The sequence below is a fragment of the Streptomyces sp. NPDC020801 genome (assembly GCF_044334385.1).
Classification (GTDB): domain Bacteria; phylum Actinomycetota; class Actinomycetes; order Streptomycetales; family Streptomycetaceae; genus Streptomyces.
The window spans coordinates 1-15061 of record NZ_JBIRST010000051.1 but is presented as its reverse complement, the minus strand read 5'-3'; the positions used below and the strand labels follow the sequence as shown (position 1 = coordinate 15061).

Genomic DNA, 15061 nt, shown 5'->3' with positions numbered 1-15061 from the left:
GCCTGCCGGATCACCCGCTGCTGCGCAGGACCGTTCGGCGCCGTCAGACCATTCGACGCACCGTCCTGATTGACCGCCGACCCCCGCACCACGGCGAGAATCCGGTGCCCATTGCGCTCAGCGTCACTGAGCCGCTCCACCAGCAGCATGCCGACGCCCTCACCCCACCCCGTACCGTCCGCACCAGCAGCGAACGCCCTGCACCGCCCATCCGGCGACAGCCCCCGCTGACGGCTGAACTCCACGAACACCGTGGGACTCGCCATCACCGTCACACCACCGGCCAACGCCATCGAGCACTCACCAGCACGCAACGACTGAATCGCCAAGTGCAACGCCACCAACGACGACGAACACGCCGTGTCCACCGTGACCGCCGGCCCCTCCAGACCGAACGTGTACGACACACGCCCAGACGCGACACTGGACGCGCCTCCGACCAGCCGGTGTCCCTCGACTCCTTCCGGCGTCCGGCGCACATCGGCTCCGTAGCCCTGGTAGGCCAGGCCGACGAACACGCCCGTCCGGCTGCCCCGCACCTGCGCGGCGGTCAGCCCCGCGCGCTCGAAGGTCTCCCACGTGGCCTCCAGCAGCAGCCGCTGCTGCGGGTCCATCGCGAGCGCCTCACGCGGCGAGATCCCGAAGAAGGCGGCGTCGAAGTCGGCGGCGTCATGGAGGAATCCGCCGTCTCGGGCATAGGTCTTGCCGGCACTCTCCGGGTCGGGGTCGTAGAGGTTTTCGGTGTCCCAGCCACGGTTGGACGGGAACTCCGAGATGGCGTCACCGCCGGAGGAGACGAGCTCCCACAGTTCCTCGGGGGAGTCGACGCCGCCGGGCAGGTGGCAGCTCATCGCCACGATCGCGATGGGCTCGTCGTCGGCGACGGCTGTCCGTTCCGTCGGTTGCACGGTGGCACCGTCAGCGAGGAGCTTGCCCTGGAGGAAGGCGGCGAGCGAGGCGGCGTTGGGGTAGTCGAAGACCAGCGTCGGCGGCAGTGCGAGGCCGGTCGCCGTGTTGATCCTGTTGCGGAGTTCGACGGCGGTCAGAGAATCGAAGCCCAGGTCCTTGAAGGCCCGTTCCGGCTCGACGTCCTCCGCCGAGGCGTGGCCCAGTACGGCCGCGACGTGGGCGCGGACCAGGTCGAGCAGGGCCCCCGCGCGCCCGGCCTCGGGGAGTGCGGACAGTTGGGCGGCCAGGGACGCGGCGCCAGTGGTGGCGTCGGCGGACATTGCGCGGCGCACCTCGGGCAGCTCGGACAGCAGCGCGCTCGGGCGGGCCGTCGTGAAGGGTCCGATGAACCGCTCCCAGTCCATGTCGGCCACCACGACGGCGGTTTCGTCACAGTCCAGCGCGCGCTGTACGGCGGACACGGCGAGCGTGGGCGGCAGGGTGACGACACCACGGCGGCGGAGGTGTTCCTCGTCGGAGGCGGTGACCATGCCGCCGTCCGCCCAGGGGCCCCAGGCGATGGTGGTGGCGGTCAGGCCCTTGGCCCTGCGTCGCGCGGCGAGCCCGTCGAGGAAGGCGTTGGCGGAGGCGTAGGCGGTCTGCAGTCCGCTGCCCCACACGCCGGCGATTGAGGAGAAGAGGACGAAGGCGTCCAGCTCCTGCTCGCCGAGCAATTCGTCCAGGTGCATGGCGCCGCCCACCTTCGCGGCCATGGTGCGGGCGAAGTCGTCGAGGGTCAGCTCGTCGAAGGAGGAGAGCTGTTCGACGCCCGCCGCGTGGAACACGGCGGTGAAGGTGTGCTCGGCGAGGATCCCCGCCACCGCGTCCCGGTCGGCTACGTCGCACGAGGCAAGGGTGACGGAGGCACCCAGCGACTCCAGCTCCGCCCTGAGTTCGGCGGCGCCGGGCGCGTCGGGTCCGCGACGGCTCGTCAGCACCAGGTGCTCGGCGCCGGCACCGGCCAGCCAGCGGGCGACGCGGCCGCCCAGAGCGCCCGTACCACCGGTGATCAGCACCGTGCCGCGCGGCGACCACGGCCGCCCGGTGCCGCCCTGGGCGTGGGCGAGCCGGACGGTGAACACGCCGGACGCGCGGACGGCGACCTGGTCCTCGACCGGCCCCACGGTCTGGTTCAGTACAGCGGCGATACGGCCGACGGCGCGATCGTCGACCTTGCCGGGCAGGTCGATCAGGCCACCCCAGCGCCCGGGCTGTTCCAGGGCCAGGGACCGGCCGAAGCCCCACACCTGGTTCTGTACGGCACTGAGCGGCGCGTCATCGGAACGACCGGTGGCCGCGGCTCCCCGCGTGGCGCACCACAGCGGCGCGTCGATGCCCGCGTCGCCGAGTGCCCGGGTCAATGTCACGGTACGGGCCAGCCCCCGAGAGACCTCCGGGTGCTCGGGCGAGGCGCTCTCATCGGTCGCGAGCAACGACAGGACACCGTCGAGGGGTTGGGACCCTTCCACGGCCCGCTCCAGTTCGCCGGCCAGGGCCCGGCGGTCGGCGTCGGCACCGACGACGAGCGGGATCAGGCTGGCGCCGCTTCCGACGAGCTTCGTACGGACGGTCTCGGCCCATGTGTCGCCTTCGGGGGCCACGAACAGCCAGGTGCCGGACAGCTCCGAGACAGGCAGTCCGTTCAGCGGCTGCCAGGCCAACCGGTAGCACCAGCCGTCCACAACGGACTGCTCACGGCGCTGACGCCGCCAAGCGGACAACTTCGGCAGCACGACGTCGAGTTCGTCGGCGCTCAGCCCCAGTGTGTCGGCCAGCGACTGCACGTCCTCGCGCTCGACGCTCTCCCAGAACTCGGCGTCGACCGCGTCCACGACGGCCGTCTCGGCTTCGGGAGCCTCCAGCCAGTAGCGCTCGTGCTGGAAGGCGTAGGTGGGCAGTTCGACGCGGTGGGCGCCGGGGTAGAGCGCGTGCCAGTCGGGGGATACGCCCTGCACGTGCAGTTCGGCGAGCGCGGTGACGACTGCCTGCGGCTCGGCGCGGTCGGCACGCAGCACCGGCACGGTGACGGCGTCCTCCAGACAGCCCTGGGCGAGCGCGCTGAGCACCGCGCCGGGGCCGATCTCCACGAAGGTGGTCACACCCGACTCGCGCAGGGTCCGCACACCATCGGCGAAACGCACCGCCTCACGAACGTGACGCACCCAGTACCCGGCGGTGAAACGCTCCGCCAAACGACCGGTCAGGTTGGAAACCACCGGAATCCGGGCCTCATTGAACGTCAGCCCACGGACGATCTCACCGAACTCGTCCAGCATCGGCTCCATCAACGGCGAGTGGAACGCATGGCTGACCCTCAGCCGGGACGTCCTACGACCCTGTTGCGCAAAGAGCTCAGCGATCTCGGTCACCGCCTCATCGGTGCCCGAGATCACCACCGACTGCGAGCTGTTCACCGCCGCGATACCGACGTTCTCGGTGAGATGCGGCAGGACCTCCTCCTCGCCGGCCTGCACCGCCACCATCGCCCCACCGACAGGCAACGCCTGCATCAGCCGGGCACGGGCCGAGACCAGCTTCGCCGCATCCTCCAACGACAGCACACCGGCCACATACGCAGCCGCGACCTCACCCACCGAATGACCCGCCACATAGTCCGGCCGAATCCCCCACGATTCCAGCAACCGGAACAACGCCACCTCGATCGCGAACAACGCCGGCTGCGCACACCCGGTCTCATGCAGCGTCTCCGCACCGACATCGACCGGCGCGTCCAGCACCGCACACACCTCGTCGAAGGCTTCGGCGAACACCGGGAACGCCGCATACAACTCCCGGCCCATCCCCAGACGCTGCGAACCCTGACCCGAGAACAGGAAACCGGTCTTGCCCCCGGAACGCGCCACCCCCTGGACCACGCGAGCCGACGGGGATTCCGACACCAACGCCCTTACGGCCGCGGTGAGTTCCTCAAGGTCTTCCCCGACGACGACCGCGCGCCGGTCCCAGGTGGCGCGCGTCGTGGCGAGGGAGAAAGCAACGTCGGCCGGCGACAGCCCGGGGTCGTCCTCCACGAAGGCCAGCAGGCGCTCCGCCTGGCCCCGCAGCGATGTCTCGCTCTTTGCCGAAAGCGCCCATGCCAGCGGGCCGGTGGCCGGGGTCCCGACGCGCTCCTCGGCCGAATCCTCCTCAGCGGGGGCCTGCTCGATGATCGCGTGCGCGTTGGTGCCGCTGACGCCGAAGGACGACACGGCCGCGCGGCGGGGGTGGTCCGTCTCCGGCCACCGCACCGCCTCGGTGAGCAGCCGGACGCCACCTGCCGACCAGTCGACCTGCGGGGTGGGTTCGTCCACGTGCAGCGTCTGTGGGAGGACGCCGTTGCGGATCGCCATCACCATCTTGATCACACCGGCGACACCGGAAGCCGCCTGCGTGTGGCCGAAGTTGGACTTGATGGAGCCCAGCCACAGGGGCTGGTCCCCGGAGTGCTCCTGGCCGTACGTGGCGAGCAGCGCCTCCGCCTCGATCGGGTCGCCGAGGGTGGTGGCCGTGCCGTGCGCCTCGACGACGTCGACCTGTGAGGCGGTCAGCCGGGCGTTCTCCAGGGCCTGTCGGATCACCCGCTCCTGCGAGGGCCCGTTCGGCGCGGTCAGGCCGTTGGACGCGCCGTCCTGGTTGACGGCGCTGCCACGTACGACGGCGAGCACCTCGTGGCCGTTGCGGCGGGCGTCGGACAGCCGCTCCAGCAGGAGCACGCCGACGCCTTCGGACATCGCCGTGCCGTCGGCGGAAGCGGAGAAGGCGCGGCAGCGGCCGTCCGGGGACAGGCCCCGCTGGGCGCTGAACGCGATGAAGGTGTTCGGCGTGGCCATCACCGTCACACCGCCGGCCAGCGCCAGCGAGCACTCGCCGCGGCGCAGCGCCTCGGCGGCCAGGTGCAGGGCCACCAGCGAGGACGAGCAGGCCGTGTCCACGGTGACGGCCGGGCCTTCGAGGCCGAAGACGTAGGAGATCCGGCCGGAGACCACGGCGGCGGTGTTCGCGGTGACGAGGTGGGCCTCGATGTCCGCGTCGCCCCGCTGCTGGAGGTAGGCGTGGTCCTGGCCGTTGGTACCGACGAACACGCCGGTGCGGGTGCCGCGCGCGACTGCCGGGTCGACGCCCGCGCGCTCGAAAGCCTCCCACGAGGTCTCCAGCAGCAGCCGCTGCTGGGGGTCCATGACCAGGGCCTCGCGGGGAGAGATCCCGAAGAACGCGGGGTCGAACTCGGCGGCGTCGTGGAGGAATCCACCGTCGCGCACGTACGTCTTGCCGGTGCGTCCGGGTTCGGGGTCGTGGATGGCGTCCAGGTCCCAGCCGCGGTCGGCGGGGAACGCCGTTATGGCGTCGCCGCCCGAGGAGACCAGCTCCCACAGTTCCTCGGGCGAGCCGACCCCGCCCGGGTACCGGCAGGACATCCCGACGATGGCGATGGGCTCGGTGTCCTTCGCCTCCAGCTCTCCCAGCTGCCGACGGGTCTGGCGCAGGTCCACCATCACGCGCTTGAGGTAATCCCTGAGCTTGTCGTCGTTCGACATGTGTTTCACGTCCTCGCTAGCAGTGCGTGATGAAGAGTCAGAGAGAGCCGAGTTCACGGTCGATGAGGTCGAACATCTCGTCGTCCGTGGCGGCGTCGATGTGGTCGGGGTCGAGGGCCGGGCCGTCGTGTGCGGCGGTCGCCGCCGTGTCGCGTTGCGTGTCGGTCCACTTCCACAGCAGTGACTTGAGCCGGGCGGTGACCTTGTCCCGTACCGCGTCCTCCACGACGAGCACGCCGAGTTGTTCCTCCAACCGGTTCAGTTCCTCCAGTACCGGCGGGGTCTCGGCGGCCAGGTCCAGGACCAGGTCCTTGTGCAGCAGCCGCGCAACGGCGACCGGGGTGGGGTGGTCGAAGACCAGCGTGGGCTTGAGCCGAAGCCCCGTCGCGGCGTTGAGCCGGTTGCGCAGTTCCACGCTGGTCAGGGAGTCGAAGCCGATGTCCCGGAAGGCGATGGCGGGTTCGATCCGGGCCGGGGTGGGGAGGCCCAGGGTGGCGGCGGCCTGGTTGCGCACCAGGTCCAGCAGCACCTTCTCCTGGTCGGCCTCCGGCATCCCGGCCAGCCCCCGGGCCAGAAAGGCGGGGGTTCGCCCGGCGGCCGCGGTCTCCTCCGAGGTGCCGCCGGTGTCCGGCACGAGGCTCCGGAAGACCGCCGGCATCATGCCGGTACGGGCCATGGCGCGCAGTCCCGGGAAGTCCAGTCGGACCGGCACGATCACCGGCCGGTCCAGGCCGAGGGCGACGTCGAAGAGCGCCAGCCCTTCTGAGGAGGTGAACGGCACCACGCCGGCCCGGCTCATCCGCTTGCGGTCGACGTCGGTGATCCGGTCGCCCATGCCGCCGTTGTCGGTCCACAGGCCCCACGCCAGGGAGGTACCGGGCAGACCCTCGGCGCGGCGCTGCCGTGCCAGTCCGTCCAGAAAGGCGTTGGCGGCCGCGTAGTTGGCCGCTCCGGCGCTGCCCAGAACCCCGGCGAGGGAGGAGAAGAGGAGGAACGCGGAGAGGTCCAGGTCCTTGGTCAGCTCGTGCAGGTGCAGCGCCCCGTCGACCTTCGGCCGGAGCACGGTGTCCAGGCGTTCCGGGGTGAGCGCGGTGATCACGCCGTCATCGAGAGCCGCCGCCGCATGCACCACGGCCACGAGCGGGTGCCCGGCCGGGATCGAGTCCAGCAGGGCCCCCAGTGCGTCGCGGTCCGCGATGTCACAGGCGGCCACCTCGACATGCGCGCCCAACGCGGTTAGTGCGGCAGTGAATTCGGTGATGCCTTCGGCGGCGGGACCACGGCGGCTGACCAGCAGCAGCCTGCGCGCTCCGCGTTCCATGACGAGGTGGCGTGCGAGCGACAGACCGATTCCGCCGGATGCGCCGGTGACCAGCACCGTCCCTTCCGGATCCCAGGCGTCCGCGGCGGGCTCCTCGGGCGGGGCGATCCTTTCCAGGCGCGGAAGGAACAGCTTGTCGCCGCGCACCGCTCCCTGCGGTTCGTCGAGAGCGGCGAGTGCCGCGAGCGCGGGGCCGATGCCGTCGGTGTCCGCGTCGACCAACAGCAACCGGTGCGGGTGTTCGGCCTGGGCCGACTTCACCATTCCGGACACCGCGACGTGCGCGAGGTCCAGTGCCTCCCCCTCCAGCGCGACGGCTCCTCGCGTCATCACCACGAGCCGCGTGTCGGCGAACCGCTCGTCGCCGACCCACTCCTGAATGACCGGCAAGAGGTCGCTCAGCAACTGTTTTGTCGCAGAGGCGACTTCGCCCTGCGTCGGGGCGCAGGGCAGGATTACATGGGTGGGCGCCTGCGCACCGTCGTCCAGCGCCTGGCGGAGCGCCTCTATGTGGTAGGGGCCGTCGCCGCCGAGGACCACCCACTCGGATTCGGCGGAAGGAGTGGCCGGGACGGCACGTTCCACCCAGTCGACCTCGAACATCCAGTCCTGGCCTGCCACGCGCCCCGCCAGCACGTGCTGCGGTGAGACCGGCCGTGTCCGGACGGACGCCACGGAGGCGACCGGAGCGCCGTCGGGGTCGGCGAGCTCAACCGCCACCGCGCCGCCGGCGGCGGGCCGGACCCGTACGCGCACGGTCGTGGCTCCCGGGGCGAGCACCGAGATGCCACTCCAGGTTTCGGGCACGAGCACCTTGCCGGGCTCTCCGGCACCGGCCGACTCCAGCAGTTCCAGGGCTGCTTCGAGCAGTACGGGGTGCAGGCCGTAGCGCTCCGCTCCTTCCCGCTCGGCGGGTGGCAGGGCGGCCTCGGCGTACAGCTCGTCCCCGGCGCGCCATGCGGTACGCAGGCTCCCACGGTCGGCCACCGCCACTGGCTCGGCGCCCGTCGGCGGCCAGAGGACCATGTCGAAGCCGGCCGCCGGAACATGGTCGGTGAGTTCTCCGGTGGCGTGGCAGATCCAGGGCGCCTCGCCATCGGCGGCGGCCCGGCTGTAGATCCGCACCGACCGCCGGCCGGTGCCGGCGCCGTCCTCGCCCGCCCCGATCTGCACCTGCACGCGGATCGCGCCCAGTTGCGCCAGTACGAGCGGGGCCGCCACTTCCAGCTGCTTCAGGTGCGGGAACCCCGCCTGCCGACCCGCGCACAGGGCGAGTTCCACGAACGCGGTCTCCGGAAGGACCGGCACCCCACCGACCGTACGCTCCACGATCCAGGGCGCGTCGGCCGAGGACAGCCGCCCGGTGAACAGGACGTCGTGTCCCCCGGCCGTCTCCACGACCGCGCCGAGCAGTGGGTGGTCGCAGGAGTCCAGACCCGCCGATGACACGTCGAGCGCGGACGATCTCTGCAGCCAGTAGCGTTCACGCTGGAAGGCGTAGGTGGGCAGGTCGACGGTCCGCGCGCCGGGGAAGAACGCGTGCCAGTCCGGGGAGACCCCGTGCACGTGGAGCTGCCCGACCGCGGTGACCACGGCCTGCGGCTCGGCACGTTCAGCACGCAGCACCGGCACGGTGAACGCGTCCTCCACACACCCTTGAACAAGCGCGCTCAGGACACCACCGGGACCGATCTCCACGAAGGTGGTCACACCCGACTCGCGCAGGGTCCGCACACCATCGGCGAAACGCACCGCCTCACGAACGTGACGCACCCAGTACCCGGCCGTGAAACGCTCCGCCAGACGACCGGTCAGGTTGGAAACCACCGGAATCCGGGCCTCATTGAACGTCAGCCCACGGACGATCTCACCGAACTCGTCCAGCATCGGCTCCATCAACGGCGAGTGGAAGGCGTGGCTGACCTTCAGCCGGGACGTCCTACGACCCTGCCGAGCAAACGCTTCCGCGATCGCCAGCACAGCCTCCTCAACCCCGGAAACCACCACCGACTCAGGACCATTGACCGCCGCGACACCCACCCCACCGGTGAGATACGGCAACACCTCCTCCTCGCCGGCCTGCACCGCCACCATCGCCCCACCGGCAGGCAACGCCTGCATCAGCCGGGCACGGGCCGAGACCAGCTTCGCCGCATCCGCCAACGACAGCACCCCGGCCACATACGCAGCCGCGACCTCACCCACCGAGTGACCCGCCACGAAGTCGGGCCGGATGCCCCAGGATGCGAGGAGCCGGAACAACGCCACCTCGATCGCGAACAACGCCGGCTGCGCACACCCAGTCTCATGCAGCGTCTCCGCACCGACATCGACCGGCGCGTCCAGCACCGCACACACCTCGTCGAAGGCTTCGGCGAACACCGGGAACGCCTCGTAGAGCTCACGGCCCATGCCGACCCGCTGTGAACCCTGACCCGAGAACAGGAAACCCACCTTGCCCCCGGACGGGCGCCCCAGCACCACACCCGCCGACACAGTGCCCGCAGCCAAGTCCCCCAGACCACGCCCAAGCTCCTCACGGCTCTCCCCCACCACCGCGGCCCGGTACTCCAGCACCGACCGCGCCGTGGCCAGCGAGAACCCCACGTCGACCGGCAACACCCCACCACCAGTGAAGGACAACAGCTTGGCCGCCTGCGCCCGCAACGCCTCATCACTCTTCGCCGACAGCACCCACGGCACCACGGAGGTCCGTGCCCGCGAAGGCTCCTCGGCCGGGGTCTCATCCGGCGCGCCCTCGGCAGGCTCCTTCACCGCCTGCTCGATGACGACGTGCGCGTTGGTACCGCTGATGCCGAACGAGGAGATCCCGGCCCGGCGCGGGTGGTCCGACTGCGGCCAGTCGACCGGCTCTGTCAGCAGCTCGACGGCTCCGGCCGACCAGTCGACCTGTCTGGTGGGCTCGTCCACGTGCAGGGTCCGCGGCAGCACTCCGTGCCGCATCGCCATGACCATCTTGATCACACCGGCTACACCGGCGGCCGCCTGCGTATGGCCGATGTTGGACTTCAACGAGCCCAGCCACAACGGCCGCTCCTCCGGGCGCTCCTGACCGTACGTCGCCAGCAGGGCCTGCGCCTCGATCGGGTCGCCGAGGGTGGTGCCGGTACCGTGCGCCTCGACGGCGTCCACGTCGGAGGGCGAGAGACCGGCGGAGGCCAGTGCCCTGAGGATCGCGCGCTGCTGCGAAGGGCCGTTGGGGGCGGTCAGGCCGTTCGACGCGCCGTCCTGGTTCACCGCGCTGCCCCGGACGACCGCGAGCACCTCGTGGCCCAGGCGCCGGGCGTCCCGCAGACGCTCCACGAGCAGCATGCCGGCGCCCTCCGACCACGACGCGCCGTCCGCGGCCGCAGCGAAGGACTTGCAGCGGCCGTCGGGGGCGAGCCCGCGCTGGCGGCTGAACTCCACGAACGCGCTCGGGCCCGCCATCACCGTCGCGCCCCCGGCGAGCGCCATCGAGCACTCGCCGTTGCGCAGCGACTGAACGGCCAGGTGCAGGGCCACCAGCGACGACGAGCACGCCGTGTCCACCGTGACCGCCGGGCCCTCGAAGCCGAGGGTGTAGGCGATGCGTCCGGAGGCGACGCTGCCGGAGTTGCCGGTGCTGAGGAGCCCCTCGACGCCCTCGGGGAGGCCTCCCGGCACGAAGCCGTAGTCGTGGTACATCAGGCCGGCGAAGACACCGGTGCGGCTGCCCTTGAGCGTGGCCGGGTCGATGCCCGCGTGCTCGAACGCCTCCCACGCGGTCTCCATCAGCAGCCGCTGCTGCGGGTCCATCGCCAGCGCCTCACGCGGCGAGATGCCGAAGAAGGCCGCGTCGAAGTCCGCCGCGTCGTGCAGGAATCCGCCCTGCCGGGTGCAGACCTTGCCGGGCCGTTCGGGGTCGGGGTCGTAGAGCGTGTCGATGTCCCAGCCGCGGTTGTCGGGGAAGTCCGAGATCGCGTCCCCGCCCTCGGCCAGCAGCCGCCACAGGCCCTCCGGGGAGTCGACGCCGCCGGGGAACCGGCAGCTCATTCCCACGATGGCGATGGGCTCCTGGTCCCGGGCCTCCAGCTCGCGTACGCGCCGCCGGGCCTGGCGCAGGTCGGTGGTGGCCCGCCTGAGGTAGTCCCGGAGCTTGTCTTCGTTCATCATCTGGTGTTGCCCGCCCCTTATGGCCTGCTTGTGACCTGTGCAGTTCAGGAGATGCCGAGGATCAGGAGATGCCGAGTTCGTCGTCGAGCAGCTCGTACAGCTCCTCGTCGCTCGCCGAGCTGAGGTCGTCCTCGTCCTCGGCTCCGCCTGCGCCCCGCGTGTCGGCCGGCTCGTTCCCGTTCCAGCGGGCGAGCAGGGCCCGGAGACGCATATTGATCTTGGTTCGGGTGGTGTTGTCCGTGTCCGCTCCGGCGGTGTCGAGGGCGGCGGCGAGGCGGTCGATCCCGTCGAACACGGACGCCGTGCCGCCTCCCGTGCCGCCGGGGAGGTCCTTGAACACCCGCTGCGCGAGGAGCGCAGGCGTCGGGTGGTCGAAGACCAGCGTGGCGGGCAGCCGCATACCGGTGGCCTTGTTGAGGCGGTTGCGCAGTTCCACGGCGGTCAGCGAGTCGAAGCCCAGGTCGCCGAAGACCTGGTCGGGCTGGACGGATTCGGCCGAGCTGTGCCCGAGGACGGCGGCGACCTCGGACCGGACCAGATCCAGCACGGCCGCTTCGCGTTCGTTCTCGGCCAGCTCCGCGATCCGCTGCACCAGCGGTACGGTCGCGGCCCGGTCCGTACGCCGCGGCCGGACGCCGACGAGCGATCCCAGCAGCGGCGGCACCGGGGCGGCCGCGTTCCGCAACGCGGCGAGGTCGAGCCGTGCCGCGACCACCAGTGGCCGCTCCGACGCGAGGGCGGCGTCGAAGAGTCCCAGTCCGTCCTCGTCGGTCAGCGGCAGTACGCCGCCGCGGGCGAGCCGGGTGCGGTCCGCTCCGCCGAGTTCGCCGGTCATCGTGCTGGTCCGCTGCCACAGTCCCCACGGCAGCGAAAGCGCGGGGAGTCCTTGTGCGCGACGCCGCCTGGCGAAGGCGTCGAGGAAGGCGTTGGCGGCGGCGTAGTTGGCCTGGCCGGGGGTGCCGAGGGTGCCCGCGAGCGAGGAGAAGACCACGAACGCCGACAGGTCGCCCGTCAGTTCGTGCAGGTTCAGCACGGCGTCGGCCTTCGGGCGCAGCACCGTCTCCAGGCGTTGCGGTGTGAGCGAACCGATCACGCCGTCGTCGAGGACACCGGCCGAGTGCACCACGGCGGTCACGGTCGTCCCGGCCAGGGCCTCCGCCAGGGCGTCGCGGTCGGCCGCGTCGCAGGCGGCCCACCGCACTTCGGCACCCGCGGCGTTCAGTTCGGCCTGGAGTTCCGCCGCGCCGTCGGCGTCCGCGCCGCGTCGGCTCATCAGCAGCAGGCTGCGGACTCCGTGCCGGTCGACCAGGTGCCGGGCGACCAGGCCGCCCAAGGTACCCGACGCGCCGGTGATCAGGACGGTGCCGTCGCCGAAGTCCACTGGCCCCTGGGCGGTTTGCGCGGTGGCCCTGGCGAGCCGGGGCAGCAGCAGGGTGTCGCCGCGCAGCGCCGCCTGCGGCTCCCCGGACGAGACGAGCCGGGGTACGACCGCTGTCGTGACCTCGTCCCAGTCGGTCTCCCCGTCGGTGTCGAGGAGGACGATCCAGTCCGGGTTCTCCGACTGTGCCGAGCGCACGAGGCCCCACACGGCCGCATGTGCGGGATCGTTGCCGGGGTCGGCGGCGTCCCGGGTCACCAGCACCAGGGGCGCCGACCGGTCCTCGGCCAGCCACCACTGCACCAGGGCGAGCACTTCGGCCAGGACGTCCCGGACGCGTTCGGCGTCCGTGCCCGAGCCGACCGGGCAGGGTACGACGACGGCGCCCACGTCCGATCCTGTCCCCGCACCGGCCGTGGACATGAGAGAGGTGATGTCGTCAAAGTCTCGTACGGCCAGACCGGTTGCCGCTTCGGAGGTCGCGGTGAGCGGCGACCACTCCACGGTGAACAAGGAGTCCCGGGAGCTCGTACGGAGCTGGTCCGCCGACACCGGACGCAGCGTCAGCGACTCCACCGAGACCACTGGCCGTCCTGTGTCATCGGTGGCCTCCAGTCGAATCGCGTCCCCGTCGTCCGCCGACAGCCGTACCCGCAGGGCGGCGGCTCCGGTCGCGTGCACGGTGACCCGGGACCACGCGAAGGGCAGCAGCGGACCGACGGCCGCCGGCACGAGGCCGCCCGCGCCCAGCGCGTGCAGCGCGGAGTCCAGCAGAGCCGGGTGCACCCCGAACGAGCCCGCGTCCGCGCCCGCTTCCTCGGGGACGGCAAGTTCGGCGTAGACGGCGTCGTTGGCGCGCCAGACCGCACGCAGCCCCTGGAACAACGGCCCGTAGCTCAGGCCGAGTCTCGCCAGGCGGTCGTAGAAGCCGTCGAGTTCGACCGGTGACGCGTCGGCCGGGGGCCAGACTGCCGGCCCCGCCTCGGACCGGTGCCCCCCGGTGGCGAGGGTGCCGATGGCGTTGCGGACCCACGGGCCGTCCTCGCTGCGGGAGTGCATGCTCAGCGGCCGGCGGCCCGCGTCGTCCGGGGCGCCTATCAGGACCTGCAGGGCGATGTCTCCGCGCTCGGGCAGCACCAGCGGTGCCTGCAGGGTCAGTTCCTCGACCAGTTCACAGCCGGTCTCGGCGGCAGCGTGGGCGGCCAGTTCCACGAAGGCCGTTCCCGGCAGCAGCACCGTGCCGAGCACCGCGTGGTCGGCGAGCCAGGGCTGGGTCTGCAGCGACAGCACCCCGGTCAGCAAGTGGCCCCCGGTGTCGGGAAGTTCCACTGCCGCGCCCAGGAACGGGTGGTCGGCGGATTCCAGTCCGGCGGCTCGTACGTCACCGGCCGCCGCCCCGGCCTCCAGCCAGAACCGCTCGTGCCGGAAGGCGTACGTGGGCAGGTCGACGGCGCGGGCACCCTCCGGCAGGCCGGCCTCCCAGTCGACGGCGGCGCCGTGCACGTGGGCCTGCGCCAGCGACAACAGCAGCCGGTGCCGTCCGCCGTCGCCGCGGCGCAGCGTCGGTACGACCACGGCCTCGGCCTCGGCGGCATCGATGGCGTCCTGAATGCCCGCCAGCTGCACAGGGTGCGGGCTGACTTCGACGAACACGTCATGCCCGTCGGCCAGGAGGGAGCCGATGGTGTCGTGGAAGCGCACCGTCTGCCGCATGTTGCGGTACCAGTAGCCGGAGTCGAGCTCACCCGCGTCGAGCCTCCCGCCGGTCACCGTGGAGTAGAACGGCACGGTGCCGGGGCGGACGGTGACGCCGGCGAAGCCTTCCTTGGCCTCGGCCCCGACCCGCTCGATCTGTGGCGAGTGCGCGGCGTAGTCCACGGCGACCTTGCGGGCCCGGATGCCCTGCTTCCTGCAGTGCGCGAGCAGTTCGTCCAGGGCGTCGGTCCCGCCCGAGACCACCACGGTGCCCGGTCCGTTGACGGCGCCGATGCCGATACGGCCGGCCCACTGGGTGACGAGTTCCTTTGCCTCCTTTTCCGGGAGTGTCACCGAGGCCATGCCGCCCAGGCCCTGGAGTTCGCGGACCGCCAGGCTGCGCCGCGCCACGACGCGTGCCCCGTCCTCCAGGGAGATCGCTCCGGCGACCACGGCGGCGGAGATCTCGCCCTGGGAGTGTCCGACGACGGCGGCAGGGGTGACACCGAAGGAGCGCCACACCTCGGCCAGTGCGACCGTCATCGCCCACAGCACGGGCTGCAGCACGTCGACGCGGTCCTGTTCGACGTCGGACTCGCCGCGCAGGACTGCGGTCAGCGACCAGTCCACGTGCGGGGCGAGAGCGCGTTCGCAGTCGGCGATGCGGTTCCGGAAGACGGTTGAGCTCTCCAGGAGTTCGGCTGCCATGCCCGGCCACTGCGAGCCCTGCCCGGGGAAGACGAAGACGGCCCTGCCGCCGGTGCGTGCGGTGCCGGTGACGACTTGGGACGGCGTGGCGCCGTCCACGACGGTGGCCAGCCCGTGCCGGAGCTCCTCGGGGGTTTCCGCGACCACCACGGCGCGGTGTTCGAAGGCCGCCCTGGTGGTGGCCAGCGAGTAGGCCACGTCGGCCGGTGCGGCTTCGGCGCCCTCGGCGTCCATGAAGGACAGCAGCCGGGCCGCCTGCGCGCGCAGCGCCGCCTCGCTCTTGGCCGAGAGCACCCACGGCAGGACCGGCGCGGGCTCAGA

General features: G+C 71.7%; 3 protein-coding genes. All 3 read right to left on the bottom strand.

Features of this window, described 5'->3' with window-relative positions:
- Nucleotides 1-5483, bottom strand: a 5483-nt coding sequence (locus tag ACH4UM_RS41245) for a type I polyketide synthase (protein WP_398191664.1), incomplete at its 3' end; no start/stop codon positions are given.
- A 37-nt stretch (nucleotides 5484-5520) separates the two neighbouring features.
- Entirely contained in the window at nucleotides 5521-10959 is a 5439-nt protein-coding gene (locus ACH4UM_RS41240) for an SDR family NAD(P)-dependent oxidoreductase (protein ID WP_398191661.1), read from the bottom strand.
- Between the two features lie 61 nt (nucleotides 10960-11020).
- Nucleotides 11021-15034 carry an SDR family NAD(P)-dependent oxidoreductase gene (locus ACH4UM_RS41235; protein WP_398191659.1) on the bottom strand — a complete coding sequence of 1338 codons (4014 nt, stop codon included), beginning with the start codon at nucleotides 15032-15034 and terminating at the stop codon, nucleotides 11021-11023.
- Nucleotides 15035-15061: the final 27 nt, after the last annotated feature.

What these genes read in the sequence shown, in the direction of transcription:
- ACH4UM_RS41240 (WP_398191661.1), bottom strand. Translation starts at nt 10,959, where the DNA reads ATGATGAACGAAGACAAGCTCCGGGACTACCTCAGGCGGGCCACCACC.